The sequence below is a fragment of the Kitasatospora sp. NPDC002543 genome, assembly GCF_053594915.1.
This window is the reverse complement of the sequence record NZ_JBSFWR010000028.1, coordinates 35,839-53,844: the sequence shown is the minus strand read 5'-3', so window position 1 is coordinate 53,844 and position 18,006 is coordinate 35,839. Positions and strand designations below refer to the sequence as shown.

Annotated in this window: 19 protein-coding genes and 1 pseudogene; all 20 read right to left on the bottom strand. The window is 72.7% G+C overall.

Annotation, left to right across the window (positions count from 1 at the left end; all coding sequences use genetic code 11):
* Window positions 1–57: 57 nt before the first annotated feature.
* Window positions 58–1,062 carry a proline racemase family protein gene (locus tag ACWD4P_RS14955; RefSeq protein WP_359830736.1) on the bottom strand — a complete coding sequence of 335 codons (1,005 nt, stop codon included), beginning with the start codon at window positions 1,060–1,062 and terminating at the stop codon, window positions 58–60.
* A gap of 87 nt (window positions 1,063–1,149) precedes the next feature.
* Entirely contained in the window at window positions 1,150–2,013 is an 864-nt protein-coding gene (locus ACWD4P_RS14950; protein WP_449779888.1) for a dihydrodipicolinate synthase family protein, read from the bottom strand.
* Between the two features lie 133 nt (window positions 2,014–2,146).
* Entirely contained in the window at window positions 2,147–3,598 is a 1,452-nt protein-coding gene (locus ACWD4P_RS14945; RefSeq protein WP_449779872.1) for an FAD/NAD(P)-dependent oxidoreductase, read from the bottom strand.
* A complete protein-coding gene (locus ACWD4P_RS14940; RefSeq protein WP_449779871.1) occupies window positions 3,579–3,896 on the bottom strand; it encodes a (2Fe-2S)-binding protein in 318 nt (105 codons plus the stop codon). Before ACWD4P_RS14940 ends, ACWD4P_RS14945 begins: the two co-directional genes overlap by 20 nt.
* 67 nt (window positions 3,897–3,963) lie before the next feature.
* On the bottom strand, window positions 3,964–5,124 hold the full coding sequence (locus ACWD4P_RS14935) for an NAD(P)/FAD-dependent oxidoreductase (RefSeq protein ID WP_359819862.1): 1,161 nt from the start codon (window positions 5,122–5,124) through the stop codon (window positions 3,964–3,966).
* A 159-nt stretch (window positions 5,125–5,283) separates the two neighbouring features.
* The gene (gene tatC / locus ACWD4P_RS14930; protein WP_359819859.1) at window positions 5,284–6,180 is read right to left on the bottom strand and encodes a twin-arginine translocase subunit TatC; all 897 of its coding nucleotides are present in this window, start codon (window positions 6,178–6,180) and stop codon (window positions 5,284–5,286) included.
* Window positions 6,181–6,343: 163 nt separating this feature from the next.
* Window positions 6,344–6,643 (bottom strand): Sec-independent protein translocase subunit TatA, encoded by a 300-nt coding sequence (tatA, locus tag ACWD4P_RS14925; protein WP_359819856.1) that lies wholly within the window; start codon window positions 6,641–6,643, stop codon window positions 6,344–6,346.
* A 191-nt stretch (window positions 6,644–6,834) separates the two neighbouring features.
* Window positions 6,835–7,062: a hypothetical protein gene (locus ACWD4P_RS14920; RefSeq protein ID WP_359819853.1), complete on the bottom strand. Its 228-nt coding sequence runs from the start codon at window positions 7,060–7,062 to the stop codon at window positions 6,835–6,837.
* Window positions 7,063–7,083: 21 nt separating this feature from the next.
* On the bottom strand, window positions 7,084–7,290 hold the full coding sequence (locus ACWD4P_RS14915) for a hypothetical protein (RefSeq protein ID WP_380699046.1): 207 nt from the start codon (window positions 7,288–7,290) through the stop codon (window positions 7,084–7,086).
* A gap of 27 nt (window positions 7,291–7,317) precedes the next feature.
* Window positions 7,318–8,274, bottom strand: coding sequence for a helix-turn-helix transcriptional regulator (locus ACWD4P_RS14910; RefSeq protein ID WP_049652005.1), 957 nt, complete (start codon window positions 8,272–8,274; stop codon window positions 7,318–7,320).
* 73 nt (window positions 8,275–8,347) lie between these two features.
* The gene (locus tag ACWD4P_RS14905) at window positions 8,348–9,322 is read right to left on the bottom strand and encodes a helix-turn-helix transcriptional regulator (protein WP_359819850.1); all 975 of its coding nucleotides are present in this window, start codon (window positions 9,320–9,322) and stop codon (window positions 8,348–8,350) included.
* Between the two features lie 199 nt (window positions 9,323–9,521).
* Complete coding sequence (locus tag ACWD4P_RS14900; protein ID WP_449779870.1) at window positions 9,522–9,932, bottom strand: FKBP-type peptidyl-prolyl cis-trans isomerase; 411 nt, start codon at window positions 9,930–9,932, stop codon at window positions 9,522–9,524.
* Window positions 9,933–10,064: 132 nt separating this feature from the next.
* The gene (locus tag ACWD4P_RS14895; RefSeq protein ID WP_359819846.1) at window positions 10,065–11,378 is read right to left on the bottom strand and encodes an FKBP-type peptidyl-prolyl cis-trans isomerase; all 1,314 of its coding nucleotides are present in this window, start codon (window positions 11,376–11,378) and stop codon (window positions 10,065–10,067) included.
* A 213-nt stretch (window positions 11,379–11,591) separates the two neighbouring features.
* Window positions 11,592–12,581: an FKBP-type peptidyl-prolyl cis-trans isomerase gene (locus tag ACWD4P_RS14890; RefSeq protein ID WP_359819844.1), complete on the bottom strand. Its 990-nt coding sequence runs from the start codon at window positions 12,579–12,581 to the stop codon at window positions 11,592–11,594.
* Window positions 12,582–12,719: 138 nt separating this feature from the next.
* Window positions 12,720–14,081 carry a Pup--protein ligase gene (gene pafA, locus ACWD4P_RS14885; protein WP_359819842.1) on the bottom strand — a complete coding sequence of 454 codons (1,362 nt, stop codon included), beginning with the start codon at window positions 14,079–14,081 and terminating at the stop codon, window positions 12,720–12,722.
* Between the two features lie 120 nt (window positions 14,082–14,201).
* Window positions 14,202–14,957 carry a proteasome subunit alpha gene (gene prcA, locus ACWD4P_RS14880; RefSeq protein ID WP_359819840.1) on the bottom strand — a complete coding sequence of 252 codons (756 nt, stop codon included), beginning with the start codon at window positions 14,955–14,957 and terminating at the stop codon, window positions 14,202–14,204.
* 31 nt (window positions 14,958–14,988) lie between these two features.
* On the bottom strand, window positions 14,989–15,786 hold the full coding sequence (gene prcB, locus ACWD4P_RS14875; RefSeq protein WP_449779887.1) for a proteasome subunit beta: 798 nt from the start codon (window positions 15,784–15,786) through the stop codon (window positions 14,989–14,991).
* Window positions 15,783–15,860, bottom strand: a pseudogene (locus ACWD4P_RS14870) (endonuclease VII domain-containing protein); the annotation flags it as partial. The pseudogene ACWD4P_RS14870 and the gene prcB, both read right to left, overlap by 4 nt.
* 132 nt (window positions 15,861–15,992) lie before the next feature.
* Window positions 15,993–16,211, bottom strand: a complete 219-nt coding sequence (locus ACWD4P_RS14865; protein WP_188299085.1) for a ubiquitin-like protein Pup — start codon at window positions 16,209–16,211, stop codon at window positions 15,993–15,995.
* A gap of 174 nt (window positions 16,212–16,385) precedes the next feature.
* Window positions 16,386–17,897, bottom strand: a complete 1,512-nt coding sequence (gene dop, locus ACWD4P_RS14860; RefSeq protein WP_359819835.1) for a depupylase/deamidase Dop — start codon at window positions 17,895–17,897, stop codon at window positions 16,386–16,388.
* Between the last annotated feature and the right edge of the window lie 109 nt (window positions 17,898–18,006).

Here is an 18,006-nt window from a genome sequence, read left to right as displayed (position 1 = left end):
CAGCAGCCCTTCGGGGGAGGTACGGGGACGAAGGAGGTCGGTGGGGTCCCGGTGGGGTCAGAGCAGGAAGCCCGCCGGGAACGGGTCGCTCGGGTCGAGGAAGTACTGGGCGGTGCCGGTGATCCAGGCCCGTCCGGTGACGGTGGGCACGACCGCGGGCCGTCCGGCCACCTCGGTCTCCTCGACCAGCCGCCCGGTGAAGGTGGTCCCGATGAAGGAGTCGTTGCGGAAGTCCCGTCCGAGCGGCAGTTCGCCGCGCGCGTGCAGCTGGGCCATCCGCGCCGAGGTGCCGGTGCCGCAGGGCGAGCGGTCGAACCAGCCGGGGTGGATGGCCATCGCGTGCCGGGAGTGCTCGGCGGTGGAGCCGGGGGCGAGCAGCTGGACGTGGTGGCAGCCGTGGATGGACGGGTTCTCCGGGTGCACCGGGCGGTCCGGGCTCGCGTTGATCGCGTCCATCATGGCCAGGCCGGCGTCCAGGATCTCCTGCTTGCGCTCGCGCTCGAAGGGCAGCCCGAACTCGGCGAGCGGCAGGATGGCGTAGAAGTTGCCGCCGTAGGCGAGGTCGTAGGTCACCGTGCCGTGGCCGGGCACCTCGATCTTGCGGTCCAGGGCGACGGAGTAGGAGGGCACGTTGCGGATGGTCACCGCCTTGGCGGCGCCGCCCTCGACGTGGACGTCGGCGATCACCAGTCCGGCGGGGGTGTCCAGCCGCACGGTGGTGACCGGCTCGACCACCGGGACCATCCCGGTCTCGACCAGTACGGTCGCGACCCCGATGGTGCCGTGCCCGCACATCGGCAGCAGCCCGGAGACCTCGATGTAGAGCACGCCGAAGTCGGCGTCCGGCCGGGTCGGCGGCTGGAGGACGGCGCCGCTCATCGCCGCGTGGCCGCGCGGCTCGTACATCAGCAGGGTGCGGAAGTCGTCCAGGTTCTGCTGGAAGTGCACCCGGCGCTCCGCCATGGTGGCGCCGGGGATGACGCCGAAGCCGCCGGTGATCACCCGGGTCGGCATGCCCTCGGTGTGCGAGTCGACGGCGTGGAACACGTGACGGGTGCGCATGGGTCACAACTCCCGTGGGGGTTCGGATGGGTGGTGTGGGCCGGGCCGGCTGCCGCCGCAGCCGGCCCGGAGGCCCGGGATCGGGTCTCAGACCAGGCCGTCGGCCAGCGCCTTCTCGGTGGCCGCGCGGACGGCCGCCTCGATCTCCGGGGTGAGCGGCACGCGCGGGGCGCGCACCGGGCCGCCGGGGCGCCCGGCGATGTCCATGGAGAGCTTGATCGCCTGGACGAACTCGGTCTTGGAGTCCCAGCGCAGCAGCGAGTGCAGCGACTTGTAGAGCGGCAGCGCGGTCTCCAGGTCCTTGGAGACCGCGGCATCGTAGAGCGCCACGGAGGCGGTCGGCAGGGCGTTCGGGTAGCCGGCGATCCAGCCGACGGCGCCGGCGAGCGCCAGCTCCAGCAGCACGTCGTCGGCGCCGATCAGCAGGTCCAGCCCGGGGGCCAGCTCGGCGATCTCGTACGCCCGGCGGACGTCGCCGCTGAACTCCTTGACGGCGACGATCGAGCCCTCGGCGTGCAGCTGGGCGAGCAGCGCGGGGACGAGGTCGACCTTGGTGTCGATCGGGTTGTTGTACGCCACGATCGGCAGGCCGGCCTTGGCGACCTCGGCGTAGTGGGCGCGCACCGAGGCGTGGTCGGCCCGGTAGGCGTTCGGCGGGAGCAGCAGGACGGAGCCGGCGCCGGCCTCGGCGGCCTGCTCGGCCCAGCGGCGGGACTCGGCGCTGCCGTAGGCGGCGACGCCGGGCATGACCCGGGAGCCGTCGCCGGCCGCCTCGACGGCGACCTCGACGACCTTGGCGCGCTCCTCGGCGGTGAGCGTCTGGTACTCGCCCAGCGAGCCGTTGGGGACGACGCCCTCGCAGCCGGAGTCGATCAGCCAGCGGACGTGCTCGGCGTAGGCGTCGTAGTCGACGGAGTGGTCCGGGCGCAGCGGCAGCGTGGTGGCGACCATGATGCCGCGCCAGGGACGGTTGGTGTCGTGCTGGGTGGTGGACACATGAGCTCCTTGATGAGGTGTGACATTTTACTAGAGCGGGCGGGCCGGAGACAAGGGTCCCCGGCCCGCCCTTCGACGACGGGACCCGTTACGCCTCCGGGGTGGGCCTCGCCGCCGGGTCCGGGGCGGGTCCCGCCGCCAGCTGGGAGAGCGGCACCGGGCAGCCCAGCGGCCGCCGGTCCGGCCCCGGCTCACCCGGGCCGGCCAGGCAGGCCACGGCCGGACCGCACATCCGGCCCTGGCACCAGCCCATTCCGGCCCGGGTGAGCAGCTTGACGGTGCGCGGATCGCCCGCGCCCAGCTCGTCGACCGCCTCCCGGATCGCCGAGACCGGCACCTCCTCGCAGCGGCAGACGTCGGTGTCCGGACGCAGCCAGCCGGTCCAGCCGGGGCCCGGCCGGTGGGCGGCGGCCATCAGGTCGGCGAAGGCCCGCAGCCGCGAGCGGCGGCGCAGCAGCGCGGGTGCGGGCGGCCGCCCGGCCACCGCGTGCGCGGCCAGCTCGCCCTCGGCGAGCGCGAGGTCGGCGCCGCCGACACCGTTGGTCTCCCCCGCCGACCAGAGGCCGGGCACGCTGGTGCGCAGCCGGGCGTCGACCTCCAGCGCGACCGCGCCGTCCGGCCCGGTCGCGGTCCGCGCGCCCAGCTCGGTGGCCAGGTCGATCTGCGGCAGCAGGCCGTGGCCGACGGCTAGCGCGTCGCAGTCGATCCGCCGCCCGGTGCCGGGCACCGGCCGCCAGTCGGCGTCCAGCCGGGCCACCGTGACACCGGTGACCCGGTCCGTCCCGTGCGCCTCGACCACCGCGCTGCGCGGGCGCAGCCGTACGCCGTGCCGCAGCAGCGCGCCGCCGTGTCCGGCGCCCTCGACCAGCTTCCCGGGGACGCCCGCCAGCACGCCGGGGCGCCGCGCGTACCCGAGGTAGGCGGTGGCCTCGACCACGGCGGGCACCTCGGCCCCGGCGGTGACCAGCGAGGAGGCCGCCGCGAGCAGCAGCGGGCCGCTGCCCGCCACCACGATCCGCTTCCCGGGCAGCACCAGCCCGGCCTTGAGCATGGCCTGGGCGCCACCCGCGGTGACCACCCCGGGCAGGGTCCAGCCGGGGAACGGCAGCTGCCGCTCGTACGCGCCGGTGGCGAGCAGCACCGACCGGGACCGGACGGTGGCCCGGTCGGTGCTCTCCGGCCCGCGGGTGACGTGCACCGCGAAGCCGTCCCCGACGCGCTCCAGCGCCCACACCTGGTGCCCGGCCCGGAAGGCGGCCCGCCCGGCGCGTTCGTGCGCGTCGAGCCGGTCGGCCAGGGCCGTGTAGGCGGACCAGTGGTGGTGCAGCCGGTCCGGCCGGGCCGCACCCAGGCCGGGCGCCGGGTGGCGGTAGTACTGCCCGCCGGTGCTCCGCCCGCCGTCCAGCAGGGCGCAGCTCAGCCCGAGGTCGGCGGCGGTGACGGCGGCGGCCAGCCCGGCCGGGCCGGCGCCGACCACGACGAGGTCGAAGGTCTCGGAAGCCCCGGTGGTCCCGGAGGTCTCAGACGGCGAGGTCGGCACGGCCGTGGCCCTCCTGGGTGGTGACGGTGGTGCCGGGCTCGGCGGGCAGCAGGCAGGTGCGCTGGTTGGGGCGGCCGTCCACGGTGGCGAGGCAGTCGAAGCAGGCGCCGATCCCGCAGAACGCCCCGCGCGGCCTGCCGCCGACCCGGGTGGTGCGCCAGGCGAGCACGCCGTCGGCCCAGAGCGCGGCGGCGATCGACTGGCCGGGCAGCGCGGGGACGGGCCGCCCGTCGAACTCGATGTGGTGGGCGGGGCCGGGCTCGGCCTCGACCAGCCGGGCGGGGGTGCGGCGGCGCATCGTCGGCTTCTCCAATCCAGAACGTGGTCTCAGGGGGTCGCGGGCGGTCGCCCGGGCGGCGGGGCCGTCACTCGGCCGGGAAGCGGTCCGCCCGGAACGGCGCGAGGTCCAGCTCCGGCTGCTTGCCGGTGAGCTGCTCGCTGATCAGCAGCCCGGTCGCCGGGGCCAGCCCGATGCCGGCCCCCTCGTGCCCGCAGGCGTGGTACAGCCCGGGCACCCGGGGGTCCGCGCCGATGGCCGGCAGGTGGTCGGGCAGGTACGGGCGGAAGCCCCGGTAGGTGCGCATCACGGTGACGTCGGCGAGCACCGGGAAGAGTTCGGCGGCCTGGGCGGCGAGCCGGCGCAGCACCTCCTGGGAGAGCGTGCGGTCGAAGCCGACCCGCTCCCGGCTGGCGCCGATCAGCACCGGGCCGCCCGGGGTGCCCTCGATCACGGCGGAGGTCTCCAGCCCGGCCGATCCGCTGGCCACGTTGGCCACGTAGTCGGCGGCGTAGACCTTGTGCCGGACGACCCTCGGCAGCGGCTCGGTGACCAGCACGAAGCCGCGCCGGGGCAGCACGGGCAGGTGCACCCCGGCCAGGGCGGCCAGTTCGCCGCCCCAGGTGCCGGCCGCGTTCACCACGGCGCCGGCGGCCAGGCTCCGGCGGTCGGTCCGCACGCCGCGCACGGCGCCGTCCGGGCCCCGGTCGACGGCGGTGACGCTCTCCCCGGTGATCAGCTCGGCGCCCATCCGGCGGGCCTCGCGCAGCAGGTGGGCGGCGGCGAGGGCGGGCTGGACCTGGGCGTCCTGCGGGTAGTGGAAGCCGCCGGCCAGGCCCTCGGCCAGATGCGGCTCCAGCTCGCGCAGCCGCTCGCCGGGCACTTCCTCGGCCTCGACCCCGACGGTCCGCTGCCCGGCGGCGAAGGCCCGCAGGGCGTCCTGCCCGGCGGCGGTGGAGGCGACCACCACGCCGCCCTTGGGCTCGTACTCGATCGCCGGGCCGAGCCGCTCGGCGAGTTCGCGCCAGAGTCGGGTGCTGAGCAGGGCGAGGTCGAGTTCGGGGCCGGGCTCCTTGTCGGAGACCAGCAGGTTGCCCTCGCCCGCGCCGGTGGTGCCGCCGGCCACCGGCCCGCGGTCCACCACGGTGACGGCGAGGCCGGCGCGGGCGGCGTAGTAGGCGCAGGCGGCGCCGACCACACCGGCGCCGACCACGACGACGTCCAGGGGAGGTCTCTCGTTCTTCAGCACGTCAGTAATATGTCACATGCCATGCGACCTGCCAAGACCGTCCCCCGAAACCCGGCGAGCCCCGACCAGCGGAAAGGGCCGCAACGCCGGGGAGCCCCGGCCCACCGCTCGGCAGAGCGGCGGACCGGGGCTCCCTCGGGACCCACCGGTTCGGCCGGATCAGGTGATGTCGTCCATCTCCTCGCGGCGGGACGCCGGCACCGGTGCGGCACCGGCCGTCGGCGCCGCCGAGGCGCTCACCGACTCCGCGCCCTCGACCCGCTGCACCGAGAGGTCCAGGTGCGAGGCCTCCTCGTCGTCCAGCCCGGCGTCCGGGTTGCGGCGGGCCTTGCGCTTGTCGTTGAAGATCGCGATCCCCACCGCGATGAAGTACAGCGCCCAGATCGGCGCGGCCAGCGCCAGCATGCTCAGCGGGTCGGCACTCGGCGTGGCGAAGGCCGCGAACACCGTGATGCCCATGACCATGCCGCGCCACCAGCCCAGCAGCCGCTTCCCGGTGACCACGCCGACCATGTTCAGCATCACCAGCAGCAGCGGGAACTCGAAGGCCAGGCCGAAGACCAGCACCATCCGGGTGGCGATGTCGAAGTAGTCCTCGGGCGGCAGGATCGGCGTGGTGTCGTTCGGGGTGAACGAGAGCAGCACGTCGACCGTGGTCGGCAGCACCAGGATGGCCACGGCCACACCGGCCAGGAAGAGCGGCGTCCCGCAGATCAGGAAGACGACCGTGTACTTCTTCTCGTGCTTGTGCAGGCCCGGCGCCACGAAGGCCCAGACCTGGTAGAGCCAGATCGGCACCGTCCCGACCACGCCCGCCGTCAGGGCGACCTTGAGCATCCAGGTGAAACCGGCGGTCAGACCGATGTTGGAGACCTGGGCGCACTTGCCGTGGTAGTGCTTGGCCAGCTCCAGGGTTTCGCACCGCGGCAGCGGCTGCAGCAGGAAGTCCTCGATCTGCTTGTGGTAGATCGCCGCCACGATGGTGATCAGCACGATCGCCAGGACCGACTTGACCACGCGGTTGCGCAGTTCCCGCAGGTGGTCGGCGAGGGCCATCCGCCCCTCAGGATCCTTTGACGCCTTCGGCGCCTTGGAGAGCTTGCTCAACCCCGGTCCTCAACTCGTGCGTCGGGGCCCGCCGGTCGGCGGGCCTCCGTGGTCGCGCGCGCCCCGCGCGTCGGGTGCGCGGCGCGCGCCAGGTGCCTCACGTGCGCCGCGCTCAGTGCGGGCGGTCGCCGTCGGGCGCGGAGGCCCCGGCGGCGGGCTCGTTCACCGGACGGGCCGTGGCCGACGCCCCCGGAGCGGACTGGATGGTCCGGCCCGCGGCACCGTCGACCGGGGCCGCGGCGGGCCGGGCCGGCTGCTCGGACTCGCCGTCCGAACGCATCGCCTTGGCCTCGCTCTTGAGGATCCGCATCGACTTTCCCAGCGAGCGCGCCAGGTCCGGGAGCCGCTTGGCTCCGAACAGCACGATGGCGAGAACCACGATCACCACGATCGCGGTCATCGAGATGCGCATGCGCGACCACCTTCAGTCATGGCGGCCCGACGGGCCGTCCGCTGCGGATGGTAACCGCTGCGGATGACGCCACGACGACGGCCGCCCGAACAGGACAGCGGCCCCCGGTACACGGTTCAGGAGCCATCTGAGAGCGTAACCCGACCCCACCCGCGCGCAGCAGCCCCCGTACCGTCCCGGACCCGACCGTGCTAGGCCACCGGGACGGCCCGCTCCCCGGCCGGGGCGTTCGCGTCCGGGGCGTTCGCGGCCGGCATCGCCTCCGCCAGGTCCCCGGCGGCCGCGGCCAGCGCCCGCGAGGCCGCGTCCACGCCCTTGGCCAGCGCCCGCACGTCCAGCCAGAGCCGGATCGCGAGGACCCCGAGGACCAGCAGGCCCGCGGTGGCGAGCAGGACGGCGGCGACGAGCATCCAGGACATGCGCCCCAGCCTATACGCGTACTACCCCTCGGCCGGGACGAGCCGCATGGTGCGCACCCCGGCCCCGGTGAGCGCCTCGACGATCTTCTCCCCGGCCGGCTTGCGCACCGCCGCCCCGCACCGCGGGCAGCCGAAGCTGTAGTGCGCCTGGGCAGGGGTGCGACCGAGGGTCAGGCGGAACTCCTCGGCCGGGAGCTCCACCTTCTCCCGGCACTCGGAGCAGTACACCTTGAATCTGGTCCCGGGTTCCACCGCTCAGACCCGCCCCTCCCCGTAGGCGGCCAGCGCCTCCCGCGCGGCCGAGCGCGCCTGCTCGGCCAGTTCGGGCGGCGAGACGATCCGGCCGTCCCGGCCCAGCCGCAGCGCCAGCGGGCGCAGCTGGGAGGGGTCGGCGCTGCGCAGGGTGATCCGCAGCCCGCCGTCGGGCAGTTCCTCGGCCCGGTCGTGGGTGTAGTACTCGGCCACCCAGCGCCCGCCGGAGGAGACCTCGACGACCACCTCGGGGTCGTCCGCCGCCGGGTTGACCAGCCCGCCGCTGAGGTCGCGCGGCTCGCGCCGGGGCGGGTCGGCCGGGACGTCCAGGACGCGGATCTCGGCGACCCGGTCGAGCCGGAACATCCGGTGGTCCTCGGAGGTGCGGCACCAGGCCTCGAGGTAGGTGTGGCCCTCGGTGAGCAGCCGGATCGGGTCGACCTCGCGCTCGGTCATCCCGCCGCGCCCGTGCGAGTAGTAGCGCAGCCAGAGCCGGCGGCCCTCGCTGAGCGCGCGGTCGATGTCGGCGAAGACGTGGCTCTCCGCCTCGAAGGTCACGCCGACCCGGGCGCTGCCCTCGGCGCTCTCCCCCGCCGCGTTCTCGATCTTGGCGACGGCCCGGGTGAGCGCCTCGCGGTCCCCGGCCCGCAGGCCCGGCAGCCCGGCCACCGCGCGGGCGGCCACCAGCAGCGCGGTCGCCTCGTCGGCGGCCAGCCGCAGCGGCTGGGCCACGTCGTCGACGTTGTGCCACCAGATCCGCTCGCCGTCGGTGTCGATGTCGAGCAGGTCGCCGCCGCGGAAGCTGGTGCCGCACATCGGCAGCACGTTGAGGTCCGCGATCAGCTCGCGCTCGCTGATCCCGAACGCCCGGGCCACCTCGGCGACCTCGGCCCCGGGCCGCTCGCGCAGGTAGGTGACCAGCGACAGCATCCGCCTGGTCTGGTCGATCGCGTTGCTCATGCGTCCACCTCACTGGACTCTGCGGGCGCCGCGCACAGCGCGTGCCCTCCGGTGGTCCGCTCGCCGCGCCCGCTCACGCCTGCTCTCCCTCGGTACCCGCGACCGCCCGCAGCCGGTCGACCACATCAGCCCGCAGCTCCTCCGGCCCGAGCACCAGCACGTCCGGCCCGAACTCGGCCAGGTCCGCGCCCAGCCCGTTGCCGTACGGGATCTCCAGCTCGTCCCAGGCCTCGTCCACCCGGGTGCTGCTCAGCGCCTTGGTGCGCAGCGGGAAGCCGGCGCCCCGGCGGACCCGGACGGTCGCGGTGGCGGTGGCGCCCTCCCCCGCGAACTTCGCCACGGTGGCCCGGACGTCCACGTGCTCGGGCACGGTGCCGAGGAAGGCCCCGGACCTCGCCTTCACCCTGCCGGTGATCCGGCTCAGCCGGAACACCCGGGCGTCGCCCCGGTCGCGGTCGTACCCGGCCAGGTACCAGTGCCCGCGCCAGCACTCCAGCGCCCACGGCTCGACGCTGCGCTGCTCGACGGCGGCGGCGCCGGCCTTGCGGTACTCGAAGGTGACCGGACGGCGGTCCCGGGCGGCGGTGAGCAGTGGCTCGAACGCGGCCTCCCGGGCGGGGATGCGCGGCTCCAGGGCGGTGCGGCCCTCGGCCTCGGCGAACGGCACCCCGGCCGCGCGCAGCTTCTGCAGGGCGCCGCTGGCCGCACCGGACATCTTGGCCTGCTGCCAGACCCGGGCGGCCAGGGTCAGCGCGGCCGCCTCCTCGGCGTCCAGGGCGATCTCGGGCAGCCGGTTGCGGTCGGCCCGGGCCAGGTAGCCGAGCTCTCCGTCCAGGGTGCTCTCGTCGACGTCGATCACCAGCCCGAGCTCGCGCAGGTCGTCCTTGTCCCGCTCGAACATCCGGTTGAAGGCGTCCTCGCTGCTGGCCTGCCAGGCCTCGCGGTACGCCTCGATGGACTCCCGCAGCTCCTTCTTGGAGAGCGGACGTCTGGTGTTCATCAGGCACAGGGCGAGATTCATCAGCCGCTCTGCCTTGGCGATCGCCATCGCTGACCCTTCCGGTGTGCCGCGCCGTGCGCGGGGTGCGCCAACCGGGCGATCACCACCCGGCGGGACCGACCGTACCGGTAGCGGTACGCACGGCAAAAGCGGCCTCCCGCGGGCGGTGCCCCCGGGGTCCCGGTCGGGCCCGGACACGCCCGTGGGCCGGGCCCCCGGAGGGGTCCGGCCCACGGTCACGGCAGGCTCAGACGGCCAGCAGGTCGACCACGAAGATCAGGGTCGAGTGCGGCGGGATCGCCGGGGTCGGCGACTGGGCACCGTAGGCCAGGCGCGACGGGATGGTCAGCTCGCGGCGGCCGCCGACCTTCATGCCCTCGACGCCCTGGTCCCAGCCCTTGATGACGCGGCCGCCGCCCAGCGGGAAGCGGAACTCGTTGGGGCTCCGGTTCCAGCTCGCGTCGAACTCCTCGCCGGTCTCGAAGGTCACGCCGACGTAGCGGACGCTGACGTTCTGGCCACGCTTGGCCTCCGCGCCGTCACCGACGACGATGTCGCGGATCTGCAGCTCCGTCGGGGCGTCGCCGATCGGGAAGTCGATCTCGGGCTTCTCGTTGAGGTTGACGCTCACAGTCCCTCTTCTCACATTCGCTTGCATTCACGACCAAGCGGCGGGCGTCCGCACCCGGTCCGTTCCCGGACCACCGTACGGGCGCCCGCCGCCCGTCCGGGTCCGGCCACGCGGCCGGACCCGAAGGTCACACGTCGACCATTGTCACCCGAAAGTGGATCAGCCCTGACCCGCGTCCAGAATGTCCACCACGAAGACCAGCGTCGCGCCGGGCGGGATGTCGCCCTGGCCCTTGTCGCCGTAGCCCAGCGAGGCGGGGATCACCAGCTCGACCCGGCTGCCGACGGTCTGGCCCTCCAGGCCCTGGTCCCAGCCCTGGATGACCTGGCCGCCGCCGACCGGGAAGCTGAACGCCTGGCCCTTGCTGAGCGAGGAGTCGAACACCTTGCCGCTGGAGAACAGCGCGCCGGTGTACTGGACGACGACCTTCTCGCCCTTCTCGACCTTCGGCCCGGTGCCCTTGATCAGCACGTGCGACTTCAGCTCGGTCGGGTCCTTGGCCCCGGCCACCGGGGTGATCTCGGCCGGCTTCTTGCCGTTGTCCTTGACCTGCGGGAAGTCCGCGGGCGGCGGGGTGACGGTGCCGCTCACCACGGAGTCGGGCGCGTTGGCGTTGCGGATGTCGATCACGAACACCAGGTCGTCCTTGGCGCCGATCGACATGTCGGCCTTGCCCTGCTCGCCGAAGGCGGCGGCCGGCGGGGCCACCACCAGCAGCCGGCTGCCGGCCTTCTTGCCGACCACGGCCTGGTCCAGCGCCGGGATCAGCGCGTCGGTGCCGGCCTGGAAGATCTGCGGCTTCCCGTTGTCGTCGTACGAGCTCGGGATGTCCTTGCCGGTGTTCCAGTCCTTGGCGGTGTAGTCCACCGAGGTCCAGGAGTTCTTCTCCACCTTGGCGCCGGTGCCCTCGGTGAGCACCTTGACCACGAAGGAGCCGTCGGAGGCCTCGCCCGGGATCTGGATCTCGGCCTTCTTGCCGAAGTCCCCGGCGACCGTCGGCAGCACCTTGGCGCTGTCCTTGATCGGCGGCACCGGCGCGGCGGTCGGCGTGGGCGGCGCGGACTTGGTCGCGTCCGCCTGGGCCGCGGTGCCGTCCTTGGAGCCGTCCTTGTTCACCATGTAGAGCGTGACACCGCTGCCGACCAGCAGCAGGGCGATCACCGTGCCGAGGATCACTCCCAGCTTGCCGACGCCGGGCGGGTTCTCGTCGTACCCGGCCTCCGAGGTGTCGCTCTTGCGCACGTTGGAGGCGAAGATCTGCGGGGCGTCGTCCGTCTTGGTCCCGCCCGCGGCGCGCTGCGCCTCGCCGGGCTGCGCCCAGCCGGCCTGCTGCGCCAGGATCGCCGGGGGGACGACGATCGACTCGCGGTCCCCGCCGACCGGACCGCCGGGGCGGGAGGCGGCCGGGTCGCCCGCAGAACCGTCGTTCGCCGCGGTGCCGGCCCCGCCCGGGCTCGGCGTCTTCTCAGTCATGACTCCCCATCCATCTCGCCACGAGGTCTTCCAGATCTGCTCCGGCGTGGGCACGCCGGCCTGCGGTCGCACCGCCCGCCCGGACCTCGGCGCCGGGCGGCGCCTGCCACAGTGCGTGGGCAGTATGACAGCTCAGGATGAGGGCGGACGCTTCGTTGTACGAGCGTCCGCCCAAGCGTACGGAATCCCCCCGGCCAGTTCATAGGGCGTGTCTCAGACCGCTTCGAGAATGTCGATCACGAAGACCAGGGTCGAGTTCGCGGGCACCGAGCCCTGCGCCTTGTCCTGGTAACCGAGCGACGGCGGCACCACGAGCAGGACGCGGCTGCCCACGTTCTGCCCGACCAGGCCCTTGTCCCAGCCCTCGATCACGCTGCCGGTGCCGATCTGCACCGCCTGCGCCCCGCCGTGCGTCCAGGAGGCGTCGAACTGCTGGCCGTTGGCCCACAGCACCCCGGTGTACTGCACCACCAGGGTCTGCCCGCTCTTGACCTGCTTGCCCTCGCCCTTGATCAGCACCGCCTGCTGGAGGTCGGTGGGCGCGGCCTGCCCGGCCGGGAGGGTGATCGTCGCCGGCGCCTTGCCGTTGTCCTTGACCTGCGGCATCGTCGCGGCCGGCTCGGTCATGGTCCCGGTCAGCGTGGAGTCCGGCGGCAGGCTCTCCATGATGTCCAGCACGAACACCACGGTGTCGCCCTTGTTGACGCCCAGCTGGCCGGAGCCCTGCTCGCCGAAGGCAGCGGCCGGCGGGGCCACCACCAGCAGCCGGGTGCCGACCTTCTTGCCGATCACGCTCTGGTCCAGCGCGGGCACCAGCTGCCCGCTGCCGGCCTGGTAGAGCTGCGGCTTGCCGTTGGCGTCGTACGAGCTGGGCAGGTCCTTGCCGGTGGTCCAGTCCTTGGCGGTGTAGTTGACCGTCACCCAGTCGCCCTTGTTGACGGTGGCCCGCTCGCCCTCGCTGACCGTGTTCACCACGAACTGTCCGCTGGGCTGCTGCCCCTCGGGGATGGTGATGGTGGCCTTGCTGCCGAATCCGCCACCCGAAAGAGTGGGCATCGGTGACGCCTCGCCGACCGGCGCGGGCACCGTCGGGGCGGCGCTCGCCGGGGAGGGCGACGCCGGGCCGGCCGCCTTGGGCGAGCTGCTGCAGGCGACGGCCAGCAGCAGCGGCAGGGTGAGAAGCAAACCGGCGGTGCGGCGCACGGTGGTCCTAACTGTCGGTCGAAGTCGGCTCTCCTGACTCGACGGACAGCGTATGCCCGGCACGCGTCCGGCCCCGGTAGGCACCACCGGGGCCGGCTCCAGCGTGTTGATCTTGGCGCGTCGCCCGCGCGCCCCGGGCTACATCCCCGCGATCAGCTTCTCCACCCTCTCGTCGACCGAGCGGAACGGGTCCTTGCACAGCACCGTGCGCTGCGCCTGGTCGTTCAGCTTCAGGTGCACCCAGTCCACCGTGAAGTCCCGGCGCTGCTCCTGCGCCCGGCGGATGAAGTCCCCGCGCAGCCGGGCCCGGGTGGTCTGCGGCGGGATCGACTTGGCCTCGAAGGTCTTGAGGTCGGTGGTCACCCGCTGCGCCTGGCCCTTGCCCTGGAGCAGGTAGAACAGCCCGCGGCGGCGGTGGATGTCGTGGTACGCGAGGTCGATCTGGGCGACCCGCGGGTTGGACATGCTCATCTGGTGCTTCTCGCGGTAGCGCTCGATGAGCTTGTACTTCATGATCCAGTCGATCTCCTGGGCCACCCCGTCCAGCCGCTCGGAGCGGACGGCCTCCAGGGTGCGGCCCCAGAGGTCGAGCACCCGGCCGACGGTGCCGGTGTTGATGCCCTTGCGGTCCGCGAACTCCAGCGCCTTGGTGTAGTACTCCTCCTGGATGTCCAGCGCGCTGGCCTCCCGGCCGTTGGCGAGCCGCACCTGGTGGGTGCCGGTGAGGTCGTGGCTGACCTCGCGGATCGCCCGGATCGGGTTCTCCAGGGTGAGGTCGCGCATCACCACGCCGGCCTCGATCAGCCGCAGCACCAGGTCGGTGGCGCCGACCTTGAGCAGCGTCGTGGTCTCGGACATGTTGGAGTCGCCGACGATCACGTGCAGCCGGCGGTACCGCTCGGCGTCCGCGTGCGGCTCGTCCCGGGTGTTGATGATGGGGCGCGAGCGGGTGGTGGCGGAGCTGACGCCCTCCCAGATGTGCTCGGCCCGCTGGCTGACGCAGTACACCGCGCCGCGCGGGGTCTGGAGCACCTTGCCGGCGCCGCAGATCAGCTGGCGGGTGACCAGGAAGGGGATCAGCACGTCCGCCAGCCGGGAGAACTCGCCGTGCCGGGCCACCAGGTAGTTCTCGTGGCAGCCGTAGGAGTTGCCGGCCGAGTCGGTGTTGTTCTTGAAGAGGTAGACGTCCCCCGCGATGCCCTCCTCGTGCAGCCGCCGCTCGGCGTCCACCAGGAGCCCCTCGAGGATGCGCTCCCCGGCCTTGTCGTGGGTCACCAGCTCGACGACGTCGTCGCACTCGGGGGTGGCGTACTCGGGGTGGGAGCCGACGTCGAGGTACAGGCGGGCGCCGTTGCGCAGGAAGACGTTGCTGCTGCGCCCCCAGGAGACGACCCGGCGGAACAGGTACCGCGCCACCTCGTCCGGCGACAGCCGTCGCTGCCCGCGGAACGTGCAGGTCACGCCGTACTCGTTCTCCAGCCCGAAGATCCGGCGGTCCATGAGCACTCCATTCTTGTCGGAGCTGTCCGAAACCGCCTCCACGACGACTGGGCCGCCGCAGGGGCACGGGAGTCCCGCACGGCGGCGGCAGGGCCGCCGCACGGGACTCCGCAGGAACTGCTACACCGGCGTGCCGTCCGCCGGATCGTCCTCGTCGTCCGCCTCGGCGGACTGGTCCCCGTCGAGCAGCCGGCCCAGCTGGTTGCCCAGGATCCGCTTGAACTTGCGCTGCTGGAACCGCTGGCGGTCGAGGACCGCCACCTCCAGCTGTTCCGGTGTGAGGCTGCGCGGGCTGCCGCCGTTGGGGTCGCGGGCGAGCGAGTCCACCGCGACCTTCACCGCCTCGGTGAGGCTCAACCCGGCCCGGTGGCGCTGGCCCAGGTAGTTGCCGATCGAGTCGGCGTTGCCGCCGACCACCACGTAGTTCTTCTCGTCGACGACCGAGCCGTCCGGGGTGAGCCGGTAGATCTGGTCGTTGTCGGGGGTGCGGCCGACCTCGGCCACGATCAGCTCGACCTCGTACGGCTTCTCGCCGACCGAGGAGAAGATCGTGCCCAGGGTCTGGGCGTACACGTTGGCCAGGCCCCGGGCCGTGACGTCGGCCCGGTCGTAGGAGTAGCCGCGCAGGTCGGCGTAGCGGACGCCGCCGATGCGCAGGTTCTCGAACTCGTTGTAGCGGCCGACCGCCGCGAAGGCGATCTTGTCGTAGATCTCGGAGACCTTGTGGAGCGCCCTGGAGGTGTTCTCCGCGACGAAGACGATGCCGTCGGCGTAGGTGAGCACGACCACGCTGCGGCCGCGCGCGATGCCCTTGCGGGCGTACTCCGCGCGGTCCGCCATGGCCTGCTGGGGGGAGACGTAGAACGGTGTCGACACCGGCGGTCGTCCCTTTCCTGTGAGGTGGAAGCTAGATCAGCGGGGCCTGCGGGCCGTTGGGCCGGGCCAGGCGCTCGTCGGTGATGGCGACGACGACTTCCGTGACCTCCGCCTCGGTGAGCCGGCGGAAGCCGTCCTCGGTGATCAGCGAGACGATCGGGAAGATCTTGCGGGCGAGGTCCGGGCCGCCGGTGGCGGAGTCGTCGTCCGCCGCGTCGTACAGCGCCTGGACGACCATGGTGACGGCCTGGTCGGCCGTCAGGTCCTCGCGGAAGAGCTTCTTCATCGAGCCGCGGGCGAAGACCGAGCCCGAGCCGGTGGCGGTGAAGCCCCGCTCCTCGGAGCGCCCGCCGGTGACGTCGTAGTTGAAGATCCGGCCGCGGCCGAGGTCCAGGTCGTAGCCGGCGAACAGCGGCACCACCGCGAGGCCCTGCATCGCCATGCCGAGGTTGCCCCGGATCATGGTGGTGAGCCGGTTGGCCTTGCCCTCCAGGGAGAGGGTGGTGCCCTCGATCTTCTCGTAGTGCTCCAGCTCCAGTTGGAACAGCCGGACCATCTCGATCGCGAGGCCCGCGGTGCCGGCGATGCCGACCGCGCTGAACTCGTCGGCCGGGAAGACCTTCTCCATGTCGCGCTGGGCGATCACGTTGCCCATCGTCGCCCGCCGGTCACCCGCGATCACCACGCCGCCGTCGAAGATCGCGGCCACGATCGTGGTCCCGTGCGGGGCCTCGACCATGACGCCCTCGGGGAGCCCGCGGCGGCCCGGGAGCAGCTCCGGCTGGTGGTCGGCGAGGAAGTCGATGAACGACGACGACCCCGGGGTCAGGAAGGCAGCCGGTAGACGCCCGGTGCCACGAGTGTTGGCTTCCACACGATTCCTTCCAGGTAGCTTGAAGCGCGCGCTGCCCGCACCCTACCCGCCCGACGATCACTGTCCACGGGTGGAGGGGCCGGTGCCGGACGGCCGGGCGGTGCTCGCCGCCCGGCCGCCCCGAACGGTCGCGACCGTGAATTCGGAATACCGGTGCCGGGCTATTGCCCGCCCTTCTGGACGAATCCCCGCACGAAATCCTCGGCATTCGACTCGAGGACCTCGTCGATTTCGTCCAGCACCGCGTCGACGTCGTCGCTCAGCTTTTCCTGGCGCTCCTTGAGGTCGTCGGAATTCTGGCTTTCCGCGGCCTGCTCCTCGACCTCCTCGGAGGAACGGTTCGCCCGCTGCTGGCCGCCGCCGGTGTCCTTGCTCGCCATTTCCCTCACCCCGCTCGATTCGTCTGGCACGGTTCGGTCGCTGCTTGCTGCACCGACCCTATACACAAGGTGCGACTGCCGCTCCCGGTTTGCCGGTGGCGCTTCCTGTCCAACACCCGCTGCCACCCCGGATGATTCCCATTCGGCGGACGTTCACCCATGGTGATCGAAAAGTTACCCGCCGGACAGCACGCGCAGCAGGTCCTCGGCCGTGCGGCAGCGGTCCAGCAGCTCCTTGACGTGGTTGCGGGTGCCCCGCAGCGGCTCCAGGGTGGGAACGCGCTGCAACGAGTCCCGGCCCGGCAGGTCGAAGATCACCGAGTCCCAGGAGGCCGCCGCGACGTGCTCCGCGTACTGCTCCAGGCAGCGCCCGCGGAAGTACGCCCTGGTGTCCTCCGGCGGCTTGGTGACGGCCCGCTCGACCTCGTCCTCGGTGAGCAGCCGCTCGAACCTCCCGCGGGCCACCAGGCGGTTGTAGAGGCCCTTCTCGGGGCGCACGTCGCTGTACTGGAGGTCGACCAGGTGCAGCCGCGGGTTGTCCCACTCCAGGGCGTCCCGGCTGCGGTAGCCCTCCAGGATCTCCCGCTTGGCGATCCAGTCCAGCTGCCTGGAGAGCGACATCGGGTCGCGCTCCAGGCGGCCCAGGACGTCCTCCCAGCGCGCGAGCACGTCCACCGTCTGCTCGTCCGCGTCGGTGCCGAAGCGGTCCTCGACGTACTTGCGGGCCAGCTCGAAGTACTCCAGCTGGAGCTGGACGGCGGTGAGCCTGCGCCCGTTGCGCAGGGTGATCAGGTGCTTGAGCGTCGGGTCGTGGGAGACCCGGTGCAGGGTGCGCACCGGCTGGTCGACGGCGAGGTCGGCGGCGATGAACGAGTCCTCGATCATCGACAGGACCAGCGAGGTGGTGCCCAGCTTGAGGTAGGTGGAGATCTCGGAGAGGTTGGCGTCCCCGATGATCACGTGCAGCCGGCGGTACTTCTCGGCATCGGCGTGCGGTTCGTCCCGGGTGTTGATGATCGGGCGCTTGAGCGTCGTCTCCAGGCCCACCTCGACCTCGAAGTAGTCGGCCCGCTGGCTGATCTGGAAGCCGTGCGCCGAGCCGTCCTGGCCGATGCCGACCCGGCCGGCGCCGGTGACCACCTGGCGGGAGACGAAGAACGGGGTGAGGTGGCGGACGATGTCGGCGAACGGCGTCGCCCGCTTCATCAGGTAGTTCTCGTGGGTGCCGTAGGAGGCGCCCTTGTTGTCGGTGTTGTTCTTGTACAGGTGGATGTTCTGCCCGTTGGGCAGTTCCAGCGCGCGTTGCGCCGCGGCCGCCATGATCCGCTCGCCGGCCTTGTCCCAGAGCACGGCGTCGCGCGGGTTGGTCACCTCGGGCGAGCTGTACTCGGGGTGCGCGTGGTCCACGTAGAACCGGGCCCCGTTGGTGAGGATGACGTTGGCGAGGCCGATGTCCTCGTCGGTGAGCTGGCTGGCGTCCGCGACCTCGCGGGCCAGGTCGAACCCCCGTGCGTCGCGCAGCGGATTCTCCTCCTCGAAGTCCCAGCGGGCCCGCCGTGCCCGGTGCATCGCCGCCGCGTACGCGTTGACGATCTGGGACGAGGTGAGCATGGCGTTGGCGTTGGGGTGCCCGGGCACGGAGATCCCGTACTCGGTCTCGATGCCCATCACGCGCCGTACGGTCATGCGGCCCTCCTTGCCCGGTGCGCCGCCCCCGACGGGCGGAGCACTCTGACGTACCGCCGAACAACACCGACGCCGGGCCTCTGCCCGCGCACGGTGGGTCGAGCCTAGA

What these genes read in the sequence shown, in the direction of transcription:
- ACWD4P_RS14940 (WP_449779871.1), bottom strand. Translation starts at nt 3,896, where the DNA reads ATGCGCCGCCGCACCCCCGCCCGGCTGGTCGAGGCCGAGCCCGGCCCC.
- ACWD4P_RS14895 (WP_359819846.1), bottom strand. Translation starts at nt 11,378, where the DNA reads ATGACTGAGAAGACGCCGAGCCCGGGCGGGGCCGGCACCGCGGCGAAC.
- ACWD4P_RS14905 (WP_359819850.1), bottom strand. Translation starts at nt 9,322, where the DNA reads ATGGCGATCGCCAAGGCAGAGCGGCTGATGAATCTCGCCCTGTGCCTG.
- ACWD4P_RS14900 (WP_449779870.1), bottom strand. Translation starts at nt 9,932, where the DNA reads ATGCAAGCGAATGTGAGAAGAGGGACTGTGAGCGTCAACCTCAACGAG.
- ACWD4P_RS14950 (WP_449779888.1), bottom strand. Translation starts at nt 2,013, where the DNA reads ATGGTCGCCACCACGCTGCCGCTGCGCCCGGACCACTCCGTCGACTAC.
- ACWD4P_RS14865 (WP_188299085.1), bottom strand. Translation starts at nt 16,211, where the DNA reads ATGGCGAGCAAGGACACCGGCGGCGGCCAGCAGCGGGCGAACCGTTCC.
- tatC (WP_359819859.1), bottom strand. Translation starts at nt 6,180, where the DNA reads ATGGCCCTCGCCGACCACCTGCGGGAACTGCGCAACCGCGTGGTCAAG.
- pafA (WP_359819842.1), bottom strand. Translation starts at nt 14,081, where the DNA reads ATGGACCGCCGGATCTTCGGGCTGGAGAACGAGTACGGCGTGACCTGC.
- dop (WP_359819835.1), bottom strand. Translation starts at nt 17,897, where the DNA reads ATGACCGTACGGCGCGTGATGGGCATCGAGACCGAGTACGGGATCTCC.
- tatA (WP_359819856.1), bottom strand. Translation starts at nt 6,643, where the DNA reads ATGCGCATCTCGATGACCGCGATCGTGGTGATCGTGGTTCTCGCCATC.
- ACWD4P_RS14955 (WP_359830736.1), bottom strand. Translation starts at nt 1,062, where the DNA reads ATGCGCACCCGTCACGTGTTCCACGCCGTCGACTCGCACACCGAGGGC.
- ACWD4P_RS14920 (WP_359819853.1), bottom strand. Translation starts at nt 7,062, where the DNA reads ATGTCCTGGATGCTCGTCGCCGCCGTCCTGCTCGCCACCGCGGGCCTG.
- ACWD4P_RS14910 (WP_049652005.1), bottom strand. Translation starts at nt 8,274, where the DNA reads ATGAGCAACGCGATCGACCAGACCAGGCGGATGCTGTCGCTGGTCACC.